Raw genomic sequence first — 25950 nt, 5'->3', positions numbered from 1 at the left:
GTGGCGTCCGACGGCGTGCGCGACGGGGTCTCCGACGGCGTGCCGGGCGGCATGGCCCGCGGGAACTGAAACAGAAAAAGCTCCCACGGCAGTTGGGGCGCCGAGAGGAGCCCAGCGGCTGAAGCACTGGAGAGTCGGCCTCCCGTACCCACGCCGATGCGGGAACCCCCGGGCGCCTACCTCCCCCAGCCCCGCGAGCGACGACGGTGCGCCTGCCTCCCCCACCCCCCCACAAACACCCCCCCACCCCCCGCCTCCCCTACGCTTGTCCCGTGACACCCGTCGAGCTCTCCCGGACCGTGCTGCGCGCGGTGCGTCGTGCTGTCGACGACGGTGAGCTGAGCGTCACCGTGCCCGAGCGGGCCGTGGTGGGGGAGCCGGGGCCCGGGGGGTGCGGGGACTTCGCCACCACCATCGCGCTCCAGCTCGCCCGGCCGGCCGGGCAGACCCCGCGGCGGGTCGCCGAGATCCTGCGGCCCCGCCTCGCCGACACCGCCGGTATCCGGGACGTCGTGGTCACCGGGCCGGGGTTCCTCAACATCACCCTCGCCGCGCAGGCCGATCCCGTCGGCGCGTTGGTGCGGGAGATCCTGGAGGAGGGCGTCCGGTACGGGCACGGTGACGGCCTCGCCGGGCAGGTCGTCGCGGTGCGGGTGCCGTACGAGGTGCGGGCCGAGGTCGTCGCCGACGCGGTCGTACGGCTGGTGGCGGCGCAGGGCGGCCGGGCCACCGTCGAGCACGGCGAGCCCGCGGACCTGCGGCCCGTGCCCGCGCCGGAGGACCCCGCCCCGCTCGGCCCCGACGCCGCCCGGTGGGCCCTGCTCCACCCGGCGCCGCACGACCGGCCGCGGATCAGCGCCGACCACCTGGTGCAGCGGGAGGGCAACCCCCTCTTCCGCGTCCGGTACGCGCACGCCCTCGTCCGGTCCCTCGGCCGCAACGCCGGCCGCCTGGGCTTCACCGCCGTACCCGGGCCCGTGGAGGCCGCCGGGGACGGCGTTCCGGACGGTGGTCACGACCTCCGCCCGCTGCTGGTCTCCCTCGCCGACCACCCCCGTATCCTCGCCGCGGCCGCCACCCACCGTGCCCCGGACCGGGTCGCCCGGCATCTCGTGACCGTCGCCGATGCCGTGCTGCCCTTCCTGCCCCGCGTGCTCCCCCGCGGGGACGAGAAACCCTCGGCCGCCCACCGTGCCCGGCTGGCCCTCGCCGAAGCCGCCGGGACGGTGCTGGCCGGCGGCCTGTCCCTGCTCGGCATCGACGCACCCGAACATCTCTGAGGCGCCGAGAGCAGATGGCGTCCCGGAGAGAGACAGAGAGTCTGAGAGTCACGTCATGAGTCGTTCCGCCCACCCCGCCGGGCCCCGCCACGCCGACGTCCTGCCCGAGGGCCACTACTCCGCGCCGCCCGCCGACCTCAACACCCTCGACCCCAAGGTGTGGGCCCGCACCGTCGGCCGGGACGACGACGGCGTCCTCACCGTCGGCGGGATCCCGGCCACCCGGCTCGCCGAGGAGTTCGGCACCCCCGCCTACATCCTCGACGAGGCCGACTTCCGGGACCGTGCCCGTGCCTGGCGCACCGCGTTCGGCCCGGACGCCGACGTGTTCTACGCCGGGAAGGCGTTCCTGTCCCGGGCCGTGGTGCGGTGGCTGGACGAGGAGGGGCTCAACCTCGACGTCTGCTCGGGCGGCGAGCTGGCCACGGCCCTGAGCGCCGGCATGCCCGCCGAGCGCATCGCCTTCCACGGGAACAACAAGTCCGTCGCGGAGATCACCCGGGCCGTCGAGGCCGGTGTCGGACGCATCGTCCTGGACTCCTTCCAGGAGATCGTGCGGGTGGCGCACATCGCGCGGTCGCTGGGCAGGCGCCAGCCGGTCCAGATCCGGATCACCGTGGGCGTGGAGGCGCACACCCACGAGTTCATCGCCACCGCGCACGAGGACCAGAAGTTCGGGATCCCGCTCGCCGGCGGGCAGGCCGCGGAGGCGGTGCGCCGGGCGCTCCAGCTCGACGGGCTGGAGCTGATCGGGATCCACTCCCACATCGGGTCGCAGATCTTCGACATGTCCGGGTTCGAGGTCGCCGCGCACCGCGTGGTGCGGCTGCTGCGGGACGTCCGCGACGAGCACGGGGTGGAGCTGCCCGAGATCGATCTGGGCGGCGGCCTCGGCATCGCCTACACCAGCGACGACGACCCCCGCGAGCCGCACGAGATCGCCAAGGCGCTCCACGAGATCGTCACGCGTGAGTGTGAGTCGGCCGGGCTGCGGACCCCGCGGATCTCCGTCGAGCCGGGGCGGGCCATCGTCGGGCCGACCGCCTTCACGCTGTACGAGGTCGGCACAGTGAAGCCGCTGGAGGGGCTGCGGACGTACGTCTCGGTCGACGGCGGCATGTCCGACAACATCCGGACCGCGCTGTACGACGCCGGGTACAGCGTGGCGCTGGTGTCGCGGGCCTCCGACGCCGAGCCCATGCTCGCCCGCGTCGTCGGCAAGCACTGCGAGAGCGGGGACATCGTGGTCAAGGACGCGTTCCTGCCCTCCGACCTGGCGCCGGGCGACCTGATCGCCGTGCCCGCGACGGGGGCGTACTGCCGGTCCATGGCCAGCAACTACAACCACGTGCTGCGGCCGCCGGTGGTGGCGGTGCGGGACGGTGAGGCCCGGGTGATCGTCCGGCGCGAGACGGAGGAGGACCTCCTGCGTCTCGACGTCGGGTGACCGGTCGGCACGGGAAGAACCGGGGGCGGAAGATCTCCGGTTCCGCGCCTTCGCGGAAATGAAATAGATGTCTCACGATCCGGACGAAGGGTAGAAACTGTCGTCCGGTGAGTGAGACTGGTCCAACCGTAGACGGTATGAGGAAACGAGGTCGGATGATGCGTACGCGTCCGCTTAAGGTGGCGCTGCTGGGCTGTGGAGTGGTCGGCTCAGAGGTGGCGCGCATCATGACGACGCACGCCGACGACCTCGCCGCCCGGATCGGCGCCCCGCTCGAACTCGCGGGTGTGGCGGTCCGGCGGCCCTCCAAGGTCCGGGAGGGCATCGACCCGGCCCTCGTCACCACCGACGCCACCGCCCTCGTCAAACGCGGCGACATCGACGTGGTCGTCGAGGTCATCGGCGGGATCGAGCCCGCGCGGACGCTCATCACCACCGCCTTCGCGCACGGTGCCTCCGTCGTCTCGGCCAACAAGGCGCTGCTCGCCCAGGACGGGGCCGCGCTGCACGCCGCCGCCGGGCAGCACGGCAAGGACCTGTACTACGAGGCCGCCGTCGCCGGCGCCATCCCGCTGATCCGGCCGTTGCGCGAGTCCCTCGCCGGCGACAAGGTCAACCGGGTGCTCGGCATCGTCAACGGCACCACGAACTTCATCCTCGACAAGATGGACTCCACGGGCGCCGGCTACCAGGAGGCCCTGGACGAGGCCACCGCGCTCGGGTACGCGGAGGCCGATCCGACCGCCGACGTCGAGGGGTTCGACGCCGCAGCGAAGGCCGCGATCCTCGCCGGCATCGCCTTCCACACGCGCGTGCGGCTCGACGACGTCTACCGCGAGGGCATGACCGAGGTCACCGCCGCCGACTTCCGCTCCGCCGCGGAGATGGGCTGCACCATCAAACTGCTCGCCATCTGCGAGCGCGCCGAGGACGGGGCGTCGGTCACCGCGCGCGTCCATCCGGCGATGATCCCGCTCAGCCACCCGCTCGCCTCGGTGCGCGGCGCGTACAACGCCGTCTTCGTCGAGTCCGACGCGGCCGGGCAGCTGATGTTCTACGGCCCCGGCGCCGGCGGTTCCCCGACCGCCTCCGCGGTCCTCGGCGACCTGGTCGCCGTCTGCCGCAACCGGCTCGACGGCACCACCGGGCCCGGCGAGTCGGCCTACGCCGACCTGACCGTCTCCTCGATGGGGGAGGTCGTCACGCGGTACCACATCAGCCTCGACGTGGCCGACAAGCCGGGCGTGCTCGCCCAGGTGGCCACCGTCTTCGCCGAACACGGCGTCTCCATCGACACCGTTCGGCAGCAGGGCAAGGACGGCGAGGCCTCCCTCGTCGTCGTCACCCACCGGGCCTTCGACGCCTCCCTCACCGGGACCGTCGAGGCACTGCGCAAGCTCGACACCGTGCGGGGTGTCGCCAGCATCATGCGGGTTGAAGGAGAGTAGCCAGAGATGACCCACCAGTGGCGCGGCATCATCGAGGAGTACCGGGACAGGCTTCCGGTAACCGACACCACGCCGGTCGTGACGCTCCGCGAGGGCGGCACGCCCCTCGTGCCCGCACAGGTGCTCTCCGAGCGCACGGGCTGCGAGGTCCACCTGAAGGTGGAGGGAGCCAACCCCACCGGGTCCTTCAAGGACCGGGGGATGACCATGGCCATCACCAGGGCCAAGGAGGAGGGGGCGAAGGCGGTCATCTGCGCCTCGACCGGCAACACCTCCGCCTCCGCCGCCGCGTACGCCGTGCGCGCCGGCATGGTGTCCGCGGTCCTCGTGCCGCAGGGCAAGATCGCGCTCGGCAAGATGGGCCAGGCCCTCGTGCACGGCGCGAAGATCCTCCAGGTGGACGGGAACTTCGACGACTGTCTCACCCTCGCGCGGTCGCTGAGCGACAACTACCCCGTGGCGCTGGTGAATTCGGTCAACCCGGTACGCATCGAGGGGCAGAAGACGGCCGCCTTCGAGATCGTGGACATGCTCGGCGACGCACCGGACATCCACGTGCTGCCGGTCGGCAACGCGGGCAACATCACCGCCTACTGGAAGGGCTACCGGGAGTACGCCGCCGACGGCGTCGCCACCCGCACGCCCCGCATGTGGGGCTTCCAGGCGTCCGGCAGCGCCCCGATCGTGCGCGGCGAGGTCGTCAAGGACCCGTCGACCATCGCCACCGCGATCCGCATCGGCAACCCCGCCTCCTGGCAGTACGCCCTGGCCGCGCGGGACGAGTCCGGCGGCGCCATCGACGAGGTGACGGACCGTGAGATCCTGCGCGCCTACCGGTTGTTGGCCGCGCAGGAGGGTGTCTTCGTGGAGCCCGCCTCCGCCGCTTCCGTGGCCGGTCTGCTCAAGGCCGCCGAACAGGGCAGGGTCGACCCGGGGCAGCGCATCGTGTGCACCGTCACCGGCAACGGCCTGAAGGACCCCGACTGGGCCGTCGCCGGTGCCCCGCAACCGGTCACCGTCCCGGTCGACGCGGCCACCGCGGCGGAGCGCCTCGGCCTCGCCTGACGGGTGCGGTCCGCGCGCCTCGCCCGGGTGCGCGGACCCTCGCCCCGGGACTCCGGGGTAGAGCCCGCGGGCGCAGCAGGACGCGTCCGGGACGGGGCGCCGGGAGCCGGGTCGCCGGCCCCGTGCCCCGGTCCGGGCGCCCCTGGTCCGGGGCCGTTCTCCGACCGGGGCACGACGGGCCTGCGACACGCATCGTGCGCCTCCTGTGCGCCCTATGTCGCGGCGGAACCTTCCTTCGATAGGCTGTGTCCAACCCGCCCACCGCATACGCCCTCGCGTGTGGCACGGCGCCGCGCCGTCTACGCGGCCCGACGGGTCTTCGTACATCAGTCATCGGCAGTCCACCGAATGGCCATCGAATCCATCGACCGTCATTCGACAGTCACGCAGCTCAAGGAGAGTCAACGAGCGATGGCCGGTCCAGCGTTCCGCGCCGCCGCCGTCCGGGTGCGCACTCCCGCCACCAGCGCCAACCTCGGCCCGGGCTTCGACGCCCTGGGGCTCGCGCTGGGGCTCTACGACGACGTGGTCGTCCGGGTGGCCGACTCCGGGCTGCACATCGACATCGCGGGCGAGGGCAGCGAGACCCTCCCGCGCGACGAGCGCCACCTCCTCGTCCGCTCCCTGCGCACGGCCTTCGACCTGCTCGGCGGCCAGCCGCGGGGCCTGGAGATCGTGTGCGCCAACCGCATCCCGCACGGCCGGGGCCTCGGCTCCTCCTCGGCCGCCATCTGCGCCGGCATCGTCGCCGCCCGCGCGGTGACCATAGGCGGCGAGTCCCGCCTGGACGACGCCGCGCTGCTGGAGCTGGCCACCGAGATCGAGGGACACCCCGACAACGTGGCCGCGTGTCTGCTCGGCGGCTTCACCCTGTCCTGGATGGAGGGCGGCGCCGCCCGGGCCATCAGGATGGAGCCCCACCATTCCATCGTTCCGGTGGTCTTCGTGCCCGGGAAACCGGTCCTCACCGAGACCGCGCGCGGCCTGCTGCCGCGCTCCGTGCCGCACGTCGACGCCGCCGCCAACGCGGGCCGCGCCGCCCTGCTCGTCGAGGCGCTGACCAGGCGTCCCGAGCTGCTGCTGCCCGCCACCGAGGACCGTCTCCACCAGGAGTACCGCGCGCCGGCGATGTCGGAGAGCGCGGCGCTGGTGGAGCGGCTGCGCGCCGACGGCGTCCCGGCCGTCATCTCCGGCGCCGGCCCCACCGTCATGGCCCTCGCCGACGCCGGTACCGCCGACAAGGTGGAAGCCCTGGCCGGCCCGGAGTGGGCCGCCAACCGGCTGGACCTCGACGTACCGGGCGCCTGCGTGCTGCCGCTCGCGCCCTGACACGCGGTTGCCGGATTTGGAGAGGGGGAATGTTTGTTGGATCCGGTAGTGTTAATCTCAAGTCTGCACCCGACCTCACCAATGGCGAGGTGCCTCGTGTCCCCGTCGGGGACAGACATTCTTCCGGGAGCCTCCCGCGCCACTCCGTGTTCCTTGCGCCGTACCTGGGCAGTACGTCGTATGCGAACGCTGAGCGGGCCGCCGGTGGGGGTACCCCCTGCGGGGGAGCTCCGGAATCGGTGCTACCACGCCATGTGACACCCGGTGCCACGGCTCGCGGAAGCGCCATCACCGCACATTTTCCTCCGCCGCTTTGGCGGACCACCGCCCCGGCACGGTTCACGAAGACAGGACCGTAAGCCGGACAGCACAACCGGTCGCCGAGCCAGACAGGCCGACGTCCGCTCCAGGGAAGGACCCTTCGTGAGCGACACCACCGATCTGATGGGCGCACGTGTCGAGGAGACCGCTGCCGCGCCCTCCACGGACGCCTCCGCGCCTGCCACCGGTGCCGGCTCCCGGCGGCGCCGCGGTACCGGCCTCGAGGGCATGGTGCTGGCCGAGCTCCAGCAGGTCGCCTCGGGCCTCGGCATCAGGGGCACCGCGCGGATGCGCAAGAGCCAGCTGATCGAGGTCATCAAGGAGGCGCAGGCCTCCGGGGGCGCCGCCCCCAAGGCCGAGACCGCCACCGAGACGAAGCCGAAGCGTCGGGCCACCTCCAAGGCCCGCACCGGCGACGCCGCCGAGGCCGCGGAGAAGAAGACCGAGGCCAGGACCGAGGCGCCCGCCGACAAGGCCGTGGCCCAGCAGCAGATCGAGATCCCCGGCCAGCCCGCCGGAGGCCCCTCGCGCGACGACCGCGCGGGGGACGACGCCCCGGCCGAGCGCCGTCGCCGCCGTGCCACCGCCGACGCGGGCAGCCCGGCCGCGAGCGGTGCCGACACCGTCGCCGCCGAGACCCGGAGCGAGCCCAAGGGCGACGCGTCCGCGCAGGCGCAGGGTGACGCCAAGGGCGACGCCGCCGACGGCGAGGGCCGTGGCCGCCGGGACCGCCGTGAGCGCGGCCGGGACCGCGACCGCCGCGGCAAGGGCGACGACCAGCAGGGTCAGGGCGGCGGCCGGCAGGACCGTCCGGACCGCCAGGACCGGCAGGACCGCCAGGACCGTCAGCAGCAGGGCCAGCAGCAGGGCGGTGGCCGCCAGGACCGCGACCGTGACCGTCAGCAGCAGGACGACGACGACTTCGAGGGCGGCCGCCGCGGCCGCCGGGGCCGCTACCGCGACCGTCGTGGCCGCCGTGGCCGCGACGAGATCGCCGAGCCGCAGGTCACCGACGACGACGTCCTGATCCCCGTCGCGGGCATCCTGGACATCCTGGACAACTACGCGTTCATCCGGACCTCCGGCTACCTGCCCGGCCCGAACGACGTGTACGTCTCCCTCGCCCAGGTCCGCAAGAACGGCCTGCGCAAGGGTGACCACCTCACCGGCGCGGTCCGCCAGCCCAAGGAGGGCGAGCGCCGCGAGAAGTTCAACGCGCTGGTCCGGCTGGACTCCGTCAACGGCATGGCGCCCGAACACGGCCGTGGCCGCCCGGAGTTCAACAAGCTGACCCCGCTCTACCCGCAGGACCGCCTCCGCCTGGAGACCGACCCGGGCGTGCTGACGACCCGGATCATCGACCTCGTCGCGCCGATCGGCAAGGGCCAGCGCGGTCTGATCGTGGCCCCGCCGAAGACCGGCAAGACCATGATCATGCAGGCGATCGCCAACGCGATCACGCACAACAACCCCGAGTGCCACCTGATGGTCGTCCTCGTCGACGAGCGTCCGGAAGAGGTCACCGACATGCAGCGGTCGGTGAAGGGCGAGGTCATCTCCTCGACCTTCGACCGCCCGGCCGAGGACCACACCACGGTCGCCGAGCTGGCCATCGAGCGCGCCAAGCGGCTGGTGGAGCTGGGTCACGACGTCGTCGTGCTGCTCGACTCGATCACGCGTCTGGGCCGTGCCTACAACCTGGCGGCGCCGGCCTCCGGCCGCATCCTGTCCGGTGGTGTCGACTCGACCGCCCTCTACCCGCCGAAGCGGTTCTTCGGCGCGGCCCGCAACATCGAGGACGGCGGCTCGCTGACCATCCTGGCCACCGCGCTGGTGGACACCGGGTCCCGCATGGACGAGGTCATCTTCGAAGAGTTCAAGGGCACCGGCAACGCGGAGCTCAAGCTCGACCGGAAGCTCGCCGACAAGCGCATCTTCCCGGCGGTGGACGTCGACGCGTCCGGCACCCGCAAGGAAGAGATCCTGCTCGGCAACGAGGAGCTGGCCGTCACCTGGAAGCTGCGCCGGGTGCTGCACGCCCTGGACCAGCAGCAGGCCATCGAGCTGCTGCTGGACAAGATGAAGCAGACCAAGTCCAACGGCGAGTTCCTGATGCAGATCCAGAAGACGACGCCGACCCCGGGAAACGGTGACTGAAGGTCCCCGCGTCCCTGAGCCGCACGAGCCCGCCCCCCGTCCGTCCGCGGACGGGGGGCGGGCTCGTCGTGCGGCGGTGAGGGCTCCGGCCGGAGATTTCCGCCACAGGGATCCGGCCGGGCACCGAACTCCGGTCGTACGACTTCCGGTGTCGAAACCGCAGGTGAGAGCGGTTGATCGAAATCCGGCGGCTACCTGCTGTGACCGTTTCCGTGTGCGGCGGCCACACTGCGTCGTGCAACCCTTTTCCCGGTTTCTCCGTCTGACCCGGCGGAGCGACGATGGAGTGGTGAGAACCGCGCCTGACCCTGACCGCAGGGGGTAGCCGACCGACGAGACCGAGGAGCGCTGTGGCCGCCGAGAGCACGCCCGAGCCCGTCATAACGGAGCCGGGCCCGAACGGATCCCGCCGCGGGGGCAGGGGCCGCCGCCGCAAGGCCCGCGGGACGCGCCGCAAGGCGCTGCTCGTGACGGCCTGGACGGCGGCGGGCGTGGTGGTGCTGGGCGGTGCCGGCGCCGGGTTCCTGTACGTCAAGCTCAACGGCAACATCCGCAGCATCGACATCAACCAGGCCCTCGGCGGCGACCGACCCACCAAGGTCGACAACGGGTCCGAGAACATCCTGGTCCTCGGCTCGGACACCCGCTCCGGCAAGAACCGGAAGCTCGGCGGCGGCACCGACGACGGCAGCGCCCGTTCCGACACGGCGATGATCGTCCACGTGTACAAGGGCCACAAGCGGGCCGGCGTGGTCTCCATCCCCCGGGACACCCTCGTAGACCGCCCCTCGTGCACCGACACCAAGGGCACCGTCCACCCCGCCGCGTCCGGCGTGATGTTCAACGAGTCGTACTCCACCGGCGGCGCGGCCTGCGCGGTGAAGACCGTCGAATCGATCAGCGGCATCCGCATGGACCACTACCTGGAAGTCGACTTCAAGGGCTTCCAGAGACTCATCGACGACCTCGGCGGGGTCCGGATCACCACCACCAAGGCCATCGACGACCCGCAGAGCCACCTGCGCCTGAAGGCCGGCGCGCACACCCTGGACGGCGAGCAGGCCCTCGGCCTGGTCCGCACCCGGCACGGCGTGGGCGACGGCTCCGACCTGGGCCGCATCCAGCTCCAGCAGGCGTTCGTCAAGGCGCTGATCGACCAGGTCAAGCACGTCGGCGTCTTCACCGACCCGAAGAAGCTGTACGACCTCGCCGACACTGCCACCAGCACCGTCACCGCCGACTCCGACCTCGGCTCGGTCAACTCCCTCATGGACTTCGCGGGCAGCCTCAAGGGCATCGGCTCGTCGCACATGAAGATGGTCACGATGCCCGTGCGGTACGACCCGGCGAACCCCAACCGGGTCCTGCTGGAGCGGCACCGGGCCGCGCTGGTGTGGAACGCCCTGAAGAACGACCGGCCGATCCCCAGGTCGGCCACCGAGGGCACGGCCACGGGCGAGGCCGCCGGCGTGGTGACCGGCTAGCCGTACCGGACCACCGGGCCGTGCGGCGGCCTCCGGGCGCCCGGCCGCACCCCGCCGGAATAGAACAGGTGCACCCCCGGTTTGGGTGGATGGCCCCAGTCCTGGCAGACTGGTACGTCGGCTCCGGTTCACGCTCCCGCATCCCGTGGCGGCGACCCGGCGCCCTCCCGAACCTAGGAGACACCTTGAAGCGCGACATCCACCCCGAGTACGTCGAGACGCAGGTCAGCTGCACCTGTGGCGCGTCGTTCACCACCCGCAGCACCATCGAGTCCGGTGCCATCCGGGCCGACGTCTGCTCCGAGTGCCACCCGTTCTACACGGGCAAGCAGAAGATCCTCGACACCGGTGGCCGTGTGGCCCGCTTCGAGGCCCGCTTCGGCAAGGCCGCCGGCTCCAAGAAGTAGCGAGCCCCATTTCGCCGGTCCACGGCCACGCCCTCTCGCGGGGTGTGCCCGGGACCGGCGTTTTTGGTCGCCCGCCCTATCCTTCACCGCAGTACAGGAGCCCAGAATGTTCGAGGCCGTCGAGGAGCTCGTCGTCGAGCACGCCGACCTGGAGAAGAAGCTCGCCGATCCGTCGGTCCACGCCGACCAGGCCAACGCGCGCAAGCTGAACAAGCGCTACGCCGAGCTGACCCCGATCGTCGCCACGTACCGCTCCTGGAAGCAGACCGGTGACGACGTGGAGACCGCCCGCGAGTTCGCGGCCGACGACCCCGACTTCGTCGCCGAGGTGAAGGAGCTGGAGAAGCGGCGCGAGGAGCTGACCGAGAAGCTGCGGCTGCTGCTCGTCCCGCGCGACCCCAGCGACGACAAGGACGTCATCCTCGAGATCAAGGCGGGCGCCGGCGGCGACGAGTCGGCCCTGTTCGCCGGCGACCTGCTGCGCATGTACCTGCGCTACGCCGAGCGCGTCGGCTGGAAGACCGAGATCATCGACGCCACCGAGTCCGAGCTGGGCGGCTACAAGGACGTCCAGGTCGCGGTGAAGACCAAGGGCGGCCAGGGCGCGACCGAGCCCGGTCAGGGCGTGTGGGCCCGGCTGAAGTACGAGGGCGGGGTGCACCGCGTGCAGCGGGTGCCGGCCACCGAGTCCCAGGGCCGCATCCACACCTCCGCCGCCGGTGTCCTCGTCACGCCGGAGGCCGAGGAGGTCGACGTCGAGATCAACCCCAACGACCTGCGGATCGACGTCTACCGGTCCTCCGGGCCGGGCGGCCAGTCCGTCAACACCACCGACTCCGCCGTGCGGATCACCCACCTGCCGACCGGTGTCGTCGCCTCCTGCCAGAACGAGAAGAGCCAGCTCCAGAACAAGGAGCAGGCACTGCGTATCCTTCGCTCCAGGCTGCTCGCGGCGGCGCAGGAGGAGGCCGAGCGGGAGGCCGCCGACGCCCGCCGCAGCCAGGTCCGCACCGTCGACCGGTCCGAGAAGATCCGCACGTACAACTACCCGGAGAACCGCCTCTCGGACCACCGCGTCGGCTTCAAGGCGTACAACCTGGACCAGGTCCTGGACGGCGACCTCGACGCGGTCATCCAGGCCTGCGTCGACGCGGACTCGGCGGCGAAGCTCGCCGCCGCGTAAGACCCGTACGCCCGCACGAGTACGACACGGAGGACTCGCGTGAACCTGCTGCTCGCAGAGGTGGCCCAGGCCACCCAGCGGCTGGCCGACGCCGGCGTGCCCTCGCCGCGCAACGACGCGGAGGAGCTGGCCGCCTTCGTGCACGGGGTGAAGCGCGGCGAACTCCACTCCGTGAAGGACACCGACTTCGACGCCCGGTACTGGGAGGTCATCGCCCGGCGCGAGCAGCGTGAGCCGCTCCAGCACATCACCGGGCGGGCCTACTTCCGGTACCTGGAGCTCCAGGTCGGGCCGGGGGTGTTCGTGCCCCGGCCGGAGACGGAGTCCGTGGTCGGCTGGGCGATAGACGCCGTACGCGCCATGGACGTCGTCGAGCCGTGCATCGTCGACCTGTGCACCGGCTCCGGCGCCATCGCGCTGGCCCTCGCCCAGGAGGTGCCGCGCTCCCGGGTCCACGCCGTGGAACTGTCCGAGGACGCCCTGGTGTGGACGCGCAAGAACATGTCCGGGTCCCGGGTCGACCTGCGCCAGGGGGACGCCCTGGCGGCCTTCCCCGACCTCGACGGCCAGGTCGACCTGGTCATCTCCAACCCGCCGTACATCCCGCTCACCGAATGGGAGTACGTCGCCCCGGAGGCCCGCGACTACGACCCCGAGCTGGCCCTGTTCTCCGGTGAGGACGGGCTGGAGCTGATCCGGGGCATCGAACGCACCGCGCACCGGCTGCTGCGCCCCGGCGGTGTCGTCGTGATCGAGCACGCCGACACCCAGGGCGGCCAGGTGCCGTGGATCTTCACCGAGGAGCGGGGCTGGGCCGACGCGGCCGACCACCCCGACCTCAACAACCGCCCCCGCTTCGCGACCGCCCGCAAGGCGCTGCCGTGAGCACCCCGCAGAATCCCACTCCGCAGCACGTGTACGAGGAGGCCAGTTAGTCATGGCACGGCGATACGACACCAACGACGCGACCGACCGCGTGACGGGTCTGCGCGAGGCGGCGTCCGCCGTCCGCCGGGGCGAGCTGGTGGTGCTGCCGACCGACACGGTGTACGGGATCGGCGCCGACGCGTTCTCCTCCGAGGCCGTCAACGACCTGCTCGCCGCCAAGGGGCGGGGCCGCAACATGCCCACCCCCGTCCTCATCGGGTCCCCGAACACCCTGCACGGCCTCGTCACGGACTTCTCCGAGCAGGCCTGGGAACTGGTCGACGCGTTCTGGCCGGGCGCCCTGACGCTCGTCGCCAGGCACCAGCCGTCCCTCCAGTGGGACCTCGGCGACACCCGGGGCACGGTCGCCGTGCGCATGCCGCTGCACCCGGTCGCCATCGAGCTGCTCACCGAGGTCGGTCCGATGGCCGTGTCCTCGGCCAACCTCACCGGCCACCAGGCGCCGGAGGACTGCGACGCCGCGCAGCAGATGCTCGGCGACTCCGTCTCCGTCTACCTCGACGGCGGACCCACCCCCGGCATCGTGCCGTCGTCCATCGTGGACGTCTCCCGCGAGGTGCCGCTGCTGCTGCGCGAGGGCGCGATCTCCCCGGACGAGCTGCGCAAGGTGGTACCCGATCTCGAGGTGGCGAATTGACGGCCCCTGAAGCGGGGCGTGGCATAGGCGGCGGGGGTTACGGCGCGGAGGAGACGACGACGTTCGGGTTCCCGCGCGACACCTTCCGCATCCTCCACGTCAGCACCGGCAACGTGTGCCGTTCACCCATCACCGAGCGGCTGACCCGGCACTTCGTCGCGGAGCGGCTCGGTGTGCTGGGCGGCGGGCTGATCGTGGAGAGCGCGGGCACCTGGGGCCACGAGGGCGCGTCCATGGAGTCCCACGCGGAGACCGTGCTGGCCGAGTTCGGCGCGGACACCTCCGGCTTCGTGGGCCGGGAGCTGCTGGACGAGCACGTGATCATGGCCGACCTGGTCCTGACCGCCACCCGCGACCACCGCGCCCAGGTCATCTCCATGGGCCATTCGGCCGGGCTGCGCACCTTCACCCTGAAGGAGTTCACCCGGCTGGTCCGTGCCATAGACCCCACCACGCTGCCGCCGCTGGAGGACGGGGTGGTGGCGCGGGCGCGGGCCCTGGTGCGGGCCGCGGCGGCGTTGCGCGGCTGGCTGCTGGCGCCGACGGCGGAGGCGGACGAGGTGTACGACCCGTACGGAGCTCCCCTGACGTTCTTCCGCTCGATCGGCGACGAGATACGGGACGCCCTGGACCCGGTGGTCACCGCCCTGACGGGGGTTCCGGCACGCGCGTGACGGGCGCGCGTGCCGTGGGGGGCGGGCCTACATTGGGGGTACGTCACCGTCGACCGCCCGGAGTCCGTCATGTCGGTCACCACCGTCCCCGAGACCGATGCCCTGCGGCGGCAGGATCCGGCGATGGCCGAGATCCTGCTGGCCGAGGCCGAGCGGCAGTCGACCACGCTCCAGCTGATCGCCGCCGAGAACTTCTGCTCGCCGGCGGTGCTGGCCGCCCTCGGCTCACCGCTGGCCAACAAGTACGCCGAGGGGTACCCCGGCGCCCGGCACCACGGCGGCTGCGAGATCGTCGACGTCGCCGAGCGTGCCGCCGTGGACCGGGCGAAGGCCCTGTTCGGCGCCGAGCACGCCAATGTGCAGTCCCACTCCGGTTCCTCGGCCGTGCTGGCCGCCTACGCGGCCCTGCTGCGCCCCGGCGACACCGTCCTCGCCCTCGGCCTGACGCACGGCGGCCACCTCACGCACGGCTCGCCGGCGAACTTCTCCGGCCGCTGGTTCGACTTCGTCGGTTACGGCGTCGACGCCGAGACCGGGCTGATCGACCACGACCAGGTGCGCCACCTGGCCCGCAACCGCCGTCCCAAGGCCATCGTGTGCGGCTCCATCGCCTACCCCCGCCACATCGACTACGCGTTCTTCCGCGAGGTGGCCGACGAGGTCGGGGCGTATCTGATCGCCGACGCGGCGCACCCGATCGGACTGGTCGCCGGCGGTGCGGCGCCGAACCCGGTGCCGTACGCGGACATCGTGTGCGCGACCACCCATAAGGTGCTGCGCGGCCCGCGCGGCGGCATGCTGTTGTGCGGCGCGGACCTGGCCCAGCGCGTGGACCGGGCCGTCTTCCCGTTCACCCAGGGCGGCGCGCAGATGCACACCATCGCCGCCAAGGCCGTCGCGTTCGGTGAGGCGGCGACCCCCGCGTTCGCCGCGTACACCCGTCAGGTGGTCGCCAACGCGCGGGTGCTCGCCGGTCACCTGGCCGCGGAGGGGCTGGCCGTCACGACCGGCGGCACGGACACCCACCTGATCACCGCGGACCCGGCCCCGCTCGGTGTGGACGGCCGTACCGCGCGGGGCCGGCTGCTGGCGGCCGGTCTGGTGCTGGACTGCTGCGCGCTGCCGCACGGCGACGACCGCGGCCTGCGTCTGGGGACGGCCGCCGTGACCACGCAGGGCATGGGCGAGGCGGAGATGGTGCGGATCGCGGCGCTGCTGGCGGCCGTGGTGCGGGGCGCAACGGAGCCGGCCGCGGCCCGGGAGGAGGTGCGCGCGCTCACCGGTGAGTTCCCGCCATATCCGGGCTGAACGGGGTGTGGCGCGGCCCCGTGGCTCCCGGTACGGACCCCGGTGGACGGTGGCGCACAGCCACCCGTGCAACCATCGTCGCTACCCGGAAGTCCTCAACCATATGCGTCCGTCGCTAGGGTGTGAGGCTGTGATGGCCAGCGAGACCTGTGGGGAAGCCCGTGCGTGAATACCTGCTGACGCTCTGCATCACGGCCGCGGTGACGTACCTGCTGACAGGGCCGGTACGGAAGTTCGCGATCGTGGCCGGGGCGATGCCGGAGATCCGGGCCCGTGACGTGCACCGGGAGCCCACTCCGCGGCTCGGCGGTATCGCCATGTTCTTCGGGCTGTGCGCGGGCCTGCTGGTCGCGGACCACCTGACCAACCTCAACGACGTGTTCGCCAAGTCGAACGAGCCGCGGGCGCTGCTCTCCGGTGCCGCCCTGATCTGGCTGATCGGCGTCCTGGACGACAAGTTCGAGATCGACGCGCTGATCAAGCTGGGCGGTCAGATGATCGCCGCGGGCGTGATGGTCATGCAGGGTCTGACGATCCTGTGGCTGCCCATCCCGGGCGTCGGCAACGTCGCGCTGACCCAGTGGCAGGGCACGCTCCTCACCGTCGCCCTGGTCGTGATCACGATCAACGCGGTGAACTTCGTGGACGGCCTGGACGGTCTCGCGGCCGGCATGGTGTGCATCGCGGCGGCGGCGTTCTTCCTGTACGCCTACCGGATCTGGTACTCGTACGGCATCGAGTCCGCGGCGCCGGCGACCCTCTTCGCGGCCATCCTGATGGGCATGTGCCTGGGCTTCCTGCCGCACAACATGCACCCGGCGCGGATCTTCATGGGCGACTCGGGCTCGATGCTGATCGGCCTGGTGCTGTCGGCGGGCGCGATCTCCATCACCGGCCAGGTGGACCCGGACGCGCTGGCGCTCTTCACGGGGTCGGAGAAGGCGGCGGTGCACCAGACGGTGCCCGTCTACATTCCGCTGCTGCTGCCGCTGACGATCATCGCGGTGCCGGCCGCCGACCTGGTCCTGGCGATCGTCCGCCGTACCTGGCGCGGCCAGTCGCCGTTCGCCGCCGACCGCGGCCACCTGCACCACCGGCTGCTGGAGATCGGCCACTCGCACAGCCGGGCCGTGCTGATCATGTACTTCTGGTCGGCCCTGATCGGCTTCGGCGCCCTCGCCTACTCGGTCAACTCGGCGTCGATGTGGATCGTGCTGGGTGTGGTGTTCCTCAGCGCGATCGGCCTGGTCCTGCTGCTCCTGCCGCGCTTCACCCCGCGGGTGCCGGTGTGGGCGCAGCGGTTCGTGCCGCCGCGGTACCGCAGGCGCGGCCGGACCGAGGAGCCGGCCGCGTCCGGGCCGGAGGCCTCGCGGGAAGCCGGTGAGGCCGGTGAGGCCGGGCAGGGGGCCGGGGAGCACGAGGAGCGGGGCCCCGTCGCGGCCGGTGCGGGGGGCGTCAACGGGGCGACCGCGCTCGGCGCCCGTTCGCGTTTCGCCCACCGCCGCTGAGGCGGCCAAGGTAAGAATCTGACTAGAGCATTGCCAATTCGTGGGGGAGCAAAATCCCCAATACCAGACAACTCGGCTCGGTTTTTGCACAGACGGGCGCTGTCACCCTCATGTGTGACAGCAAGCACACCCATCAGGTAAAGACCTCATCAAATAGTTTGTGATACGGTTCACGAGAACCCCGGAGAGAGCCGACGGACCCGCTGCGATGGTCCATCGGTGTGAGGTCTCGACCCCCTCGGCCCGGGACTACGCTCGTCCATGACGACACCCTGCCCCCTGTGAAAGCGGAGTTGCCGCCATGCCGTCCAATGACGTCCGGATCCTGGCTCAGGCCGCCGTACCCACGGTTGCCGTCGGCGCGATCGCCGCCGTCGTCAGCGGTGTGGTCGCGGGCGGCAAGGGCGCGGTCGGGGCCGTCGTCGCGACGGTGATCGTGATCCTCTTCATGGGTATCGGCCTGTACGTCCTACAGCGCACCGCCAAATCGCTTCCGCATCTGTTCCAGGCCATGGGCCTGTTGCTGTACGCGGCGCAGATCCTGCTGCTGTTCGTGTTCATGGCCGCGTTCAAGCACACGACGCTGTTCAATCCCAGGTCCTTCGCGCTCACGCTGCTCGCCGGCACCCTCACGTGGATCGCCGCGCAGACGCGTGCGCACATGAAGTCCAAGATCCTGTACGTCGAACCCGATTCGACGACGTCCACGAGCGACGAGAAGTCCCACAAGTCGGGGCACTCGTCGTGAGGGGTAGGGCCGGGATAAAGGCGCATGAGATCTCCTGCTATCGTCCGGTGCCAACTGCGGCATCGCGGGCGCGGGCATTCGAGCTGACGCCTGCTCGATCGCGAGGCGAGATGCCCCCAAGCCGCCCCCACATCCGTAACACCAGTCCCGTGCCGACCCGCGGTCGTACGCCGCGCCGACACAACGAGGTTGCCGTACCTATGCGCCACGCTGAAGGAGCCCGCGGTGAGTGCTGATCCGACGCAGGTGCTCGCCTTCGAGACCGACTGCCACATCTTCGACGGCTGTGGCTTCCCGGCTCCCGGCCTGCACTCGTTCCTGTTCCAGCCCCTCTGGGGCGACGGCGACAGCAACGTGTACTTCAACAAGACGATGCTGCTGGCGCTGCTCGGCTCGATCATCATCGTCGGCTTCTTCTGGGCCGCCTTCCGCAAGCCGAAGGTCGTCCCCGGCAAGCTCCAGATGGTCGCCGAGACCGGCTACGACTTCATCCGCCGCGGTGTCGTCTACGAGACCATCGGCAAGAAGGAAGGCGAGAAGTACGTCCCGCTGGTCGTCTCGCTGTTCTTCTTCATCTGGATGATGAACCTCTGGTCGATCATCCCGGTCGCCCAGTTCCCGGTGACGTCGATCATTTCGTACCCGCTCGTGCTGGCGCTGATCGTCTACGTGCTGTGGGTCTCGCTGACCTTCAAGCGCCACGGATTCGTCGGCTTCTTCAAGAACGTCACGGGCTACGACAAGTCGCTCGGCGCGGTGCTGCCGCTCGCCATGGTCATCGAGTTCTTCTCGAACCTCCTGGTGCGCCCGTTCACCCACGCGGTGCGACTCTTCGCGAACATGTTCGCGGGCCACACCCTGCTGCTGCTCTTCACGATCGCCAGCTGGTACCTGCTGAACGGCATCGGCATCGCCTACGCCGGCGTCAGCTTCATCATGACCATCGTGATGACGGCCTTCGAACTCTTCATCCAGGCTCTTCAGGCGTACGTCTTCGTTCTTCTGACGTGCACCTACATCCAGGGCGCCCTGGCCGAGCACCACTGAGCGCCTCGTCCCACACCCCCATCGTCCGGTGGCCAACCCCCACCGGTCCGTAAAGAAGAAGGAAGAACTGGCATGTCCCAGACCCTTGCCGCTGTTTCCGGCTCGCTCGGCTCCATCGGTTACGGCCTCGCTGCCATCGGTCCCGGCGTCGGCGTCGGCATCATCTTCGGTAACGGCACCCAGGCCCTCGCCCGTCAGCCCGAGGCCGCCGGCCTGATCCGCGCCAACCAGATCCTCGGCTTCGCCTTCTGTGAGGCGCTCGCCCTCATCGGTCTGGTCATGCCGTTCGTCTACGGCCAGTGATCTGCTGATCCACGAACAGCCGACTAGACGAAAGGCACTGACATGAGCCAGCTGCTCATCATGGCGGCCGAGAACGGGGAGAACCCGCTCGTCCCGCCGGTCCCCGAGCTTGTCATCGGCCTGCTCGCCTTCGTCATCGTCTTCGGCTTCCTCGCCAAGAAGCTCCTCCCGAACATCAACAAGGTTCTGGAAGAGCGTCGCGAGGCCATCGAGGGCGGTATCGAAAAGGCCGAGGCCGCACAGACCGAGGCCCAGAGCGTCCTCGAGCAGTACAAGGCCCAGCTCGCCGAGGCCCGGCACGAGGCCGCGCGCCTGCGCCAGGAGGCGCAGGAGCAGGGTGCCACGCTCATCGCCGAGATGCGGGCCGAGGGCCAGCGGCAGCGCGAGGAGATCGTCGCCGCCGGTCACGCGCAGATCGAGGCCGACCGCAAGGCCGCCGCGTCCGCGCTGCGCCAGGACGTGGGCAAGCTCGCCACCGACCTGGCCGGCAAGCTCGTCGGCGAGTCCCTCGAGGACCACGCCCGGCAGAGCCGTGTGATCGACCGCTTCCTCGACCAGCTCGAGGAGAAGGCCGAGGCCACGCGATGAACGGAGCGAGCCGCGAGGCACTGGCAGCCGCCCGTGGGCGTCTCGACGCGCTGACGGACTCGACGGCCGTGGACGCCGCGCAGCTCGCCGACGAGCTGGCGGCCGTCACCGCGCTGCTCGACCGCGAGGCCGGCGTGCGCCGCGCCCTCACCGACCCGGGCAAGGCCGGAGAGGCGAAGGCGCAGCTGGTCCAGCGTCTGATCGGGGGCCAGGTCAGCGGCACCACCGCCGACCTGGTGTCCGGGCTGGCCCGGTCCCGCTGGTCGCAGTCGCGTGATCTGGTGGACGCGGTCGAGGAGCTGGCGAGCATCGCCGACCTCACGGCCGCGGAGAAGACGGGCACCCTCGACGACGTCGAGGACGAGCTGTTCCGGTTCGGCCGGATCGTCTCCTCCAGCACCGAGCTGCGCGCCGCGCTCACCGACCGCGCCGCCGGCCGCCCGGCCAAGACCGAGCTGCTGCACCGGCTGCTCGGCGGGCGGGCCAGGCCGGTCACCGAACGGCTGGTCACGCGCCTCGTTACCGCGCCGCGGGGACGTAGCCTTGAATCGGGACTCGAGTCCCTGTCCAGGCTCGCCGCGGAGCGTCGCGACCGCATGGTCGCCGTCGTCACCTCGGCGGTGCCCCTGAGCGACGGGCAGAAGGAGCGCCTCGGCGCCGCCCTGACCAAGCTCTACGGGCGCCGGATGCACCTGAACCTCGACGTCGACCCCGAGGTCGTCGGAGGCATCCGGGTGCAGGTCGGCGACGAGGTCATCAACGGCTCGATCGCGGACCGGCTGGACGAGGCCGCCCGCCGCATGGCGAGCTAGCAACACCTCGGCACACCGAGAAACAGCAGAACGTAATTACGGCCCTGGTTGGGCCGTGCAGAGGATTCACCTCCTGTTGGGGGGAGTCCCCATCCCCCCAAAGTGAAACTTCGGGCCCAACAAGGAGAGCAGGGAACCCAGATGGCGGAGCTCACGATCCGGCCGGAGGAGATCCGGGACGCGCTGGAGAACTTCGTCCAGTCGTACAAGCCGGACGCGGCCTCGCGCGAGGAGGTCGGCACGGTCACCGTCGCCGGCGACGGCATCGCCAAGATCGAGGGCCTGCCCTCGGCCATGGCGAACGAACTGCTGAAGTTCGAGGACGGATCCCTCGGCCTCGCGCTGAACCTGGAAGAGCGCGAGATCGGTGCGGTCGTCCTCGGCGAGTTCAGCGGTATCGAGGAGGGGCAGCCGGTGCACCGCACCGGTGAGATCCTCTCCGTGGCGGTCGGCGAGGGCTACCTCGGCCGCGTCGTCGACCCGCTCGGCAACCCGATCGACGGCCTCGGCGAGATCGAGACCGACGGCCGCCGCGCCCTCGAGCTTCAGGCCCCCACGGTCATGCAGCGCAAGTCGGTGCACGAGCCGATGGAGACGGGCTACAAGGCCGTCGACGCGATGACCCCGATCGGCCGTGGTCAGCGTCAGCTGATCATCGGCGACCGCCAGACCGGCAAGACCGCCCTGGCCGTCGACACGATCATCAACCAGCGTGACAACTGGCGCACCGGCGACCCGAAGAAGCAGGTCCGCTGCATCTACGTCGCCATCGGCCAGAAGGGCTCCACCATCGCCGGCGTGCGCCGCGCGCTGGAGGAGAACGGCGCCCTGGAGTACACGACCATCGTCGCCGCCCCGGCGTCCGACCCGGCCGGCTTCAAGTACCTGGCGCCGTACACCGGTTCGGCCATCGGCCAGCACTGGATGTACCAGGGCAAGCACGTCCTGATCATCTTCGACGACCTGTCGAAGCAGGCCGACGCCTACCGCGCCGTGTCGCTGCTGCTGCGCCGCCCGCCGGGCCGTGAGGCCTACCCGGGTGACGTCTTCTACCTGCACTCGCGTCTGCTGGAGCGCTGCGCCAAGCTCTCCGACGACGAGGGCGCCGGCTCGATGACGGGTCTGCCGATCGTCGAGACGAAGGCCAACGACGTCTCGGCGTTCATCCCGACCAACGTCATCTCCATCACCGACGGCCAGTGCTTCCTGGAGTCGGACCTCTTCAACGCCGGTCAGCGCCCCGCGCTGAACGTCGGTATCTCCGTCTCCCGAGTCGGTGGTTCCGCGCAGCACAAGGCGATGAGGCAGGTCTCCGGCCGACTGCGCGTCGACCTCGCCCAGTTCCGTGAGCTGGAGGCGTTCGCCGCCTTCGGTTCCGACCTGGACGCGGCCTCGAAGTCGCAGCTGGAGCGCGGCCAGCGCATGGTCGAGCTGCTGAAGCAGGACCAGTACCAGCCGATGTCCACCGAGGACCAGGTCGTCTCCGTCTGGGCCGGCACCACCGGCCGCATGGACGAGGTGCCGGTCGCCGACATCCGCCGCTTCGAGAAGGAGCTGCTGGAGTACCTGCACCGCAAGGAGCAGGGCCTCATGACCTCCATCCGCGAGGGCGCCAAGATGTCCGACGACACCCTCACGGCCATCGCGGACGCCATCGCCGAGTTCAAGAAGCAGTTCGAGACCTCGGACGGCAAGCTGCTCGGCGAGGACACTCCTGCCGCTGCCGCCAAGTGACGTAAGGAAGGGACCTGACTCATGGGAGCCCAGCTCCGGGTCTACAAGCGTCGCATCCGATCCGTCACCGCGACCAAGAAGATCACCAAGGCGATGGAGATGATCGCCGCCTCGCGCGTCGTCAAGGCGCAGCGCAAGGTGGCGGCCTCCACGCCGTACGCGAGCGAGCTGACGCGCGCGGTCACGGCGGTCGGTACGGGGTCGAACACCAGGCACCCGCTCACCACGGAGGCGGAGAACCCGGTCCGCGCCGCGGTCCTGCTCCTCACGAGCGACCGCGGTCTGGCCGGCGCCTTCAACTCCAACGCCATCAAGGCGGCGGAGCAGCTGACCGAGCGCCTGGAGCGCGAGGGCAAGCAGGTCGACACGTACATCGTCGGCCGGCGCGGTGTCGCGCACTACAACTTCCGTGAGCGCACCATCGCGGAGTCGTGGAGCGGGTTCACCGACGAGCCGACGTACGCGGACGCCAAGAAGGTGGCGGCGCCTCTCATCGAGGCGATCGAGAAGGACACGGCCGAGGGTGGTGTGGACGAACTCCACATCGTCTTCACCGAGTTCGTCTCGATGATGACGCAGACGGCGCTCGACGCCCGGCTGCTGCCGCTGCGTCTCGACGAGGTCGCGCAGGAGAGCGCCCCCCAGGGCGAGATCCTGCCGCTGTACGACTTCGAGCCGTCGGCGGAGGACGTCCTCGACGCCCTGCTGCCGCGCTACGTCGAGAGCCGGATCTACAACGCGCTGCTCCAGTCGGCCGCTTCGAAGCACGCCGCCACGCGGCGCGCGATGAAGTCGGCCACCGACAACGCGGGCGAGCTGATCAACACGCTGTCCCGCCTTGCCAACGCGGCCCGCCAGGCCGAAATCACCCAGGAAATCAGCGAGATCGTCGGTGGCGCCAGTGCCCTGGCCGACGCGACCGCGGGGAGTGACCGATAAATGACCACCACTGTTGAGACCGCGACGGCTACGGGCCGCGTCGCCCGGGTCATCGGCCCGGTCGTCGACGTGGAGTTCCCCGTCGACGCGATGCCGGACATCTACCAGGCGCTGCACGTCGAGGTGGCCGACCCGGCCAACGCCGGCGAGAAGAAGACGCTGACCCTGGAGGTCGCCCAGCACCTGGGTGACGGCCTGGTCCGCACCATCTCCATGCAGCCGACCGACGGTCTGGTCCGCCAGGCCCCGGTCATCGACACCGGCGCGCCCATCTCGGTGCCGGTCGGCGACTTCACCAAGGGCAAGGTGTTCAACACCCTCGGTGAGGTGCTGAACGTCGACGAGACCTACACCGGCGAGCGCTGGCCGATCCACCGCAAGGCGCCGAACTTCGACGAGCTCGAGTCGAAGACCGAGATGTTCGAGACGGGCGTCAAGGTCATCGACCTGCTCACCCCGTACGTCAAGGGCGGCAAGATCGGCCTGTTCGGCGGTGCCGGCGTCGGCAAGACGGTGCTCATCCAGGAGATGATCTACCGTGTCGCCAACAACCACGACGGTGTCTCCGTGTTCGCCGGTGTCGGCGAGCGCACCCGTGAGGGCAACGACCTCATCGAGGAGATGACCGACTCGGGCGTCATCGACAAGACCGCTCTGGTCTTCGGTCAGATGGACGAGCCCCCGGGCACCCGTCTGCGCGTCGCGCTGGCCGGCCTCACCATGGCCGAGTACTTCCGTGACGTCCAGAAGCAGGACGTGCTGTTCTTCATCGACAACATCTTCCGCTTCACGCAGGCCGGTTCCGAGGTCTCCACGCTGCTCGGCCGCATGCCGTCCGCGGTGGGCTACCAGCCGAACCTGGCCGACGAGATGGGTCTCCTCCAGGAGCGCATCACGTCGACCCGCGGTCACTCGATCACCTCGATGCAGGCGATCTACGTCCCCGCGGACGACCTGACCGACCCGGCTCCGGCCACCACCTTCGCCCACCTCGACGCGACGACGGTTCTCTCCCGTCCGATCTCGGAGAAGGGCATCTACCCGGCCGTGGACCCGCTGGACTCCACGTCCCGCATCCTGGACCCGCGCTACATCGCGGCGGATCACTACAACGCGGCCATGCGCGTGAAGACGATCCTCCAGAAGTACAAGGACCTCCAGGACATCATCGCGATCCTCGGTATCGACGAGCTGGGCGAGGAGGACAAGCTCGTCGTCCACCGTGCCCGTCGTGTGGAGCGCTTCCTGTCCCAGAACACCCACGTCGCCAAGCAGTTCACCGGCGTGGACGGTTCGGACGTGCCGCTCGACGAGTCGATCGCCGCGTTCAACGCGATCTGCGACGGTGAGTACGACCACTTCCCCGAGCAGGCGTTCTTCATGTGTGGTGGCCTCGAGGACCTCAAGGCCAACGCCAAGGAGCTGGGCGTCTCCTGAGCCTCGTGCTCGGACGAGGGGGCGGGCGCGTCCCGCCCCCTCGTCCACGCCCACTAGAATTGACCCCAACACCCGGCACTACCGCCGGGTGGTGACCCGAGGAGCCACCCTTGGCTGCTGAGCTGCACGTCGAGCTCGTCGCCGCCGACCGCCAGGTCTGGTCCGGCGAGGCCACCCTGGTCGTCGCGCGCACCACGTCCGGCGACATCGGCGTCATGCCCGGTCACCAGCCGCTGCTCGGTGTGCTGGAGTCGGGCCCGGTGACCATCCGTACGAGCGAGGGCGGAACGGTCGTCGCCGCGGTGCACGGCGGTTTCATCTCGTTCGCGGACGACAAGCTGTCGCTGCTGGCCGAGATCGCCGAGCTGTCGGACGAGATCGATGTCCAGCGCACGGAGCGGGAGCTGGAGCGCGCGAAGGCGGAGGGCGACGCCGGTGCCGAGCGCCGCGCGGACGTCCGACTGCGCGCGGCGGCGGCGCGCTGAACCAGCCGCGCTGTACGTTGACGTCACTCAGCCGCGGCCGGCCCGGAGCAATCCGGTGCCGGTCGCGGCTGAGGCAGATGTGGATGTTTTTTACGTTTCATTACCCAGTGACACCAGCGGTGCCACTGCCTGGGAGACGAGGAGGTCGGTGCCGATGGTCCTCGCTCTGACTGTGTGCGGGATCGTGGTCGCGCTCGTGGCGGTGGGATTGTTCTTCTTCGGGCTGCGCCGCCGGCTCATCCAGCGCTCCGGCGGTACGTTCGACTGTTCGCTGCGCTGGGACATGCCGGGGACACCTGACGCGGGCGGCAAGGGCTGGAGCTACGGGGTCGCCCGCTACAACGGGGACCGGATCGAGTGGTACCGGGTGTTCTCCTACGCCGTCCGCCCCCGCCGCGTCCTGGAGCGGGCGCAGATCGAGGTGGCGGGCCGCCGGCTGCCCGAGGGCGAGGAGGAGCTGGCGCTGCTGTCCGACGCGGTGGTGCTGGCCTGTGTCCACCGGGACGCCCACCTCGAACTCGCCATGAGCGAGGACGCGCTGACCGGGTTCCTCGCCTGGCTGGAGGCCGCCCCGCCCGGACAGCGGGTGAACGTGGCGTAGCCGCGTCCACCCTCTCCCGGACGAGGTCCGGGGGAGGCTGAACGCGGCTTGGTCGCGTGG

The 25950-nt window shown here is 70.7% G+C and carries 24 protein-coding genes; all 24 read left to right on the top strand.

The window, feature by feature from the left end; genetic code table 11:
- Positions 1 to 272 precede the first annotated feature (272 nt).
- Positions 273 to 1280: an ArgS-related anticodon-binding protein NrtL gene (gene nrtL / locus ACIQVT_RS09420; RefSeq protein ID WP_403749977.1), complete on the top strand. Its 1008-nt coding sequence runs from the start codon at positions 273 to 275 to the stop codon at positions 1278 to 1280.
- A 55-nt stretch (positions 1281 to 1335) separates the two neighbouring features.
- The gene (gene lysA, locus ACIQVT_RS09415) at positions 1336 to 2727 is read left to right on the top strand and encodes a diaminopimelate decarboxylase (protein WP_403749974.1); all 1392 of its coding nucleotides are present in this window, start codon (positions 1336 to 1338) and stop codon (positions 2725 to 2727) included.
- Between the two features lie 155 nt (positions 2728 to 2882).
- Positions 2883 to 4175 carry a homoserine dehydrogenase gene (locus ACIQVT_RS09410; protein WP_403750913.1) on the top strand — a complete coding sequence of 431 codons (1293 nt, stop codon included), beginning with the start codon at positions 2883 to 2885 and terminating at the stop codon, positions 4173 to 4175.
- A 6-nt stretch (positions 4176 to 4181) separates the two neighbouring features.
- Entirely contained in the window at positions 4182 to 5240 is a 1059-nt protein-coding gene (gene thrC / locus ACIQVT_RS09405; RefSeq protein ID WP_403749971.1) for a threonine synthase, read from the top strand.
- Positions 5241 to 5651: 411 nt separating this feature from the next.
- The gene (gene thrB, locus ACIQVT_RS09400) at positions 5652 to 6569 is read left to right on the top strand and encodes a homoserine kinase (RefSeq protein WP_403749969.1); all 918 of its coding nucleotides are present in this window, start codon (positions 5652 to 5654) and stop codon (positions 6567 to 6569) included.
- 423 nt (positions 6570 to 6992) lie between these two features.
- Positions 6993 to 9047 carry a transcription termination factor Rho gene (gene rho / locus ACIQVT_RS09395; protein WP_403749966.1) on the top strand — a complete coding sequence of 685 codons (2055 nt, stop codon included), beginning with the start codon at positions 6993 to 6995 and terminating at the stop codon, positions 9045 to 9047.
- A gap of 350 nt (positions 9048 to 9397) precedes the next feature.
- Positions 9398 to 10531 carry an LCP family protein gene (locus ACIQVT_RS09390; RefSeq protein ID WP_403749963.1) on the top strand — a complete coding sequence of 378 codons (1134 nt, stop codon included), beginning with the start codon at positions 9398 to 9400 and terminating at the stop codon, positions 10529 to 10531.
- A 185-nt stretch (positions 10532 to 10716) separates the two neighbouring features.
- The gene (rpmE, locus tag ACIQVT_RS09385; protein WP_031140670.1) at positions 10717 to 10938 is read left to right on the top strand and encodes a 50S ribosomal protein L31; all 222 of its coding nucleotides are present in this window, start codon (positions 10717 to 10719) and stop codon (positions 10936 to 10938) included.
- 106 nt (positions 10939 to 11044) lie between these two features.
- Positions 11045 to 12121 carry a peptide chain release factor 1 gene (gene prfA, locus ACIQVT_RS09380; RefSeq protein WP_403749960.1) on the top strand — a complete coding sequence of 359 codons (1077 nt, stop codon included), beginning with the start codon at positions 11045 to 11047 and terminating at the stop codon, positions 12119 to 12121.
- A 39-nt stretch (positions 12122 to 12160) separates the two neighbouring features.
- Positions 12161 to 13006 carry a peptide chain release factor N(5)-glutamine methyltransferase gene (prmC, locus tag ACIQVT_RS09375; protein ID WP_403749958.1) on the top strand — a complete coding sequence of 282 codons (846 nt, stop codon included), beginning with the start codon at positions 12161 to 12163 and terminating at the stop codon, positions 13004 to 13006.
- Between the two features lie 52 nt (positions 13007 to 13058).
- Positions 13059 to 13706 (top strand): L-threonylcarbamoyladenylate synthase, encoded by a 648-nt coding sequence (locus ACIQVT_RS09370; protein WP_403749955.1) that lies wholly within the window; start codon positions 13059 to 13061, stop codon positions 13704 to 13706.
- A complete protein-coding gene (locus tag ACIQVT_RS09365; RefSeq protein ID WP_403749952.1) occupies positions 13703 to 14380 on the top strand; it encodes a protein-tyrosine-phosphatase in 678 nt (225 codons plus the stop codon). The genes ACIQVT_RS09370 and ACIQVT_RS09365 overlap by 4 nt, the downstream gene beginning before the upstream one ends.
- A gap of 69 nt (positions 14381 to 14449) precedes the next feature.
- Positions 14450 to 15688: a serine hydroxymethyltransferase gene (gene glyA / locus ACIQVT_RS09360; protein WP_403749949.1), complete on the top strand. Its 1239-nt coding sequence runs from the start codon at positions 14450 to 14452 to the stop codon at positions 15686 to 15688.
- A gap of 161 nt (positions 15689 to 15849) precedes the next feature.
- Positions 15850 to 17196, top strand: coding sequence for an MraY family glycosyltransferase (locus ACIQVT_RS09355; protein WP_403749946.1), 1347 nt, complete (start codon positions 15850 to 15852; stop codon positions 17194 to 17196).
- 301 nt (positions 17197 to 17497) lie between these two features.
- Positions 17498 to 17944 (top strand): hypothetical protein, encoded by a 447-nt coding sequence (locus tag ACIQVT_RS09350; RefSeq protein ID WP_403749943.1) that lies wholly within the window; start codon positions 17498 to 17500, stop codon positions 17942 to 17944.
- Between the two features lie 225 nt (positions 17945 to 18169).
- Positions 18170 to 18991 (top strand): F0F1 ATP synthase subunit A, encoded by an 822-nt coding sequence (gene atpB / locus ACIQVT_RS09345; RefSeq protein ID WP_403749940.1) that lies wholly within the window; start codon positions 18170 to 18172, stop codon positions 18989 to 18991.
- A 72-nt stretch (positions 18992 to 19063) separates the two neighbouring features.
- Positions 19064 to 19294, top strand: a complete 231-nt coding sequence (gene atpE / locus ACIQVT_RS09340) for an ATP synthase F0 subunit C (protein ID WP_030915976.1) — start codon at positions 19064 to 19066, stop codon at positions 19292 to 19294.
- Between the two features lie 42 nt (positions 19295 to 19336).
- Positions 19337 to 19882 carry a F0F1 ATP synthase subunit B gene (locus ACIQVT_RS09335; RefSeq protein ID WP_403749937.1) on the top strand — a complete coding sequence of 182 codons (546 nt, stop codon included), beginning with the start codon at positions 19337 to 19339 and terminating at the stop codon, positions 19880 to 19882.
- Complete coding sequence (locus ACIQVT_RS09330; RefSeq protein WP_403749934.1) at positions 19879 to 20694, top strand: F0F1 ATP synthase subunit delta; 816 nt, start codon at positions 19879 to 19881, stop codon at positions 20692 to 20694. Before ACIQVT_RS09335 ends, ACIQVT_RS09330 begins: the two co-directional genes overlap by 4 nt.
- 141 nt (positions 20695 to 20835) lie before the next feature.
- On the top strand, positions 20836 to 22428 hold the full coding sequence (gene atpA, locus ACIQVT_RS09325; RefSeq protein ID WP_403749931.1) for a F0F1 ATP synthase subunit alpha: 1593 nt from the start codon (positions 20836 to 20838) through the stop codon (positions 22426 to 22428).
- A 21-nt stretch (positions 22429 to 22449) separates the two neighbouring features.
- A complete protein-coding gene (locus ACIQVT_RS09320; RefSeq protein ID WP_403749929.1) occupies positions 22450 to 23367 on the top strand; it encodes a F0F1 ATP synthase subunit gamma in 918 nt (305 codons plus the stop codon).
- Positions 23368 to 24804 (top strand): F0F1 ATP synthase subunit beta, encoded by a 1437-nt coding sequence (gene atpD / locus ACIQVT_RS09315; RefSeq protein ID WP_403749927.1) that lies wholly within the window; start codon positions 23368 to 23370, stop codon positions 24802 to 24804.
- 110 nt (positions 24805 to 24914) lie between these two features.
- On the top strand, positions 24915 to 25289 hold the full coding sequence (locus ACIQVT_RS09310) for a F0F1 ATP synthase subunit epsilon (RefSeq protein ID WP_121786871.1): 375 nt from the start codon (positions 24915 to 24917) through the stop codon (positions 25287 to 25289).
- 154 nt (positions 25290 to 25443) lie between these two features.
- Positions 25444 to 25890, top strand: coding sequence for a DUF2550 domain-containing protein (locus ACIQVT_RS09305; protein WP_403749924.1), 447 nt, complete (start codon positions 25444 to 25446; stop codon positions 25888 to 25890).
- Positions 25891 to 25950: the final 60 nt, after the last annotated feature.

It is taken from the genome of Streptomyces sp. NPDC100445, from assembly GCF_044759735.1.
In the GTDB taxonomy this organism is placed as follows: Bacteria; Actinomycetota; Actinomycetes; order Streptomycetales; family Streptomycetaceae; genus Streptomyces.
Note: the sequence above shows the minus strand (reverse complement) of the source record. Positions and strands in the feature narration are given on the sequence as shown.

What these genes read in the sequence shown, in the direction of transcription:
- ACIQVT_RS09410 (WP_403750913.1), top strand. Translation starts at nt 2,883, where the DNA reads ATGATGCGTACGCGTCCGCTTAAGGTGGCGCTGCTGGGCTGTGGAGTG.
- ACIQVT_RS09330 (WP_403749934.1), top strand. Translation starts at nt 19,879, where the DNA reads ATGAACGGAGCGAGCCGCGAGGCACTGGCAGCCGCCCGTGGGCGTCTC.
- ACIQVT_RS09350 (WP_403749943.1), top strand. Translation starts at nt 17,498, where the DNA reads ATGCCGTCCAATGACGTCCGGATCCTGGCTCAGGCCGCCGTACCCACG.
- glyA (WP_403749949.1), top strand. Translation starts at nt 14,450, where the DNA reads ATGTCGGTCACCACCGTCCCCGAGACCGATGCCCTGCGGCGGCAGGAT.
- thrB (WP_403749969.1), top strand. Translation starts at nt 5,652, where the DNA reads ATGGCCGGTCCAGCGTTCCGCGCCGCCGCCGTCCGGGTGCGCACTCCC.
- atpE (WP_030915976.1), top strand. Translation starts at nt 19,064, where the DNA reads ATGTCCCAGACCCTTGCCGCTGTTTCCGGCTCGCTCGGCTCCATCGGT.
- atpA (WP_403749931.1), top strand. Translation starts at nt 20,836, where the DNA reads ATGGCGGAGCTCACGATCCGGCCGGAGGAGATCCGGGACGCGCTGGAG.
- thrC (WP_403749971.1), top strand. Translation starts at nt 4,182, where the DNA reads ATGACCCACCAGTGGCGCGGCATCATCGAGGAGTACCGGGACAGGCTT.
- atpD (WP_403749927.1), top strand. Translation starts at nt 23,368, where the DNA reads ATGACCACCACTGTTGAGACCGCGACGGCTACGGGCCGCGTCGCCCGG.
- lysA (WP_403749974.1), top strand. Translation starts at nt 1,336, where the DNA reads ATGAGTCGTTCCGCCCACCCCGCCGGGCCCCGCCACGCCGACGTCCTG.
- ACIQVT_RS09335 (WP_403749937.1), top strand. Translation starts at nt 19,337, where the DNA reads ATGAGCCAGCTGCTCATCATGGCGGCCGAGAACGGGGAGAACCCGCTC.
- ACIQVT_RS09320 (WP_403749929.1), top strand. Translation starts at nt 22,450, where the DNA reads ATGGGAGCCCAGCTCCGGGTCTACAAGCGTCGCATCCGATCCGTCACC.
- ACIQVT_RS09305 (WP_403749924.1), top strand. Translation starts at nt 25,444, where the DNA reads ATGGTCCTCGCTCTGACTGTGTGCGGGATCGTGGTCGCGCTCGTGGCG.
- ACIQVT_RS09370 (WP_403749955.1), top strand. Translation starts at nt 13,059, where the DNA reads ATGGCACGGCGATACGACACCAACGACGCGACCGACCGCGTGACGGGT.
- prfA (WP_403749960.1), top strand. Translation starts at nt 11,045, where the DNA reads ATGTTCGAGGCCGTCGAGGAGCTCGTCGTCGAGCACGCCGACCTGGAG.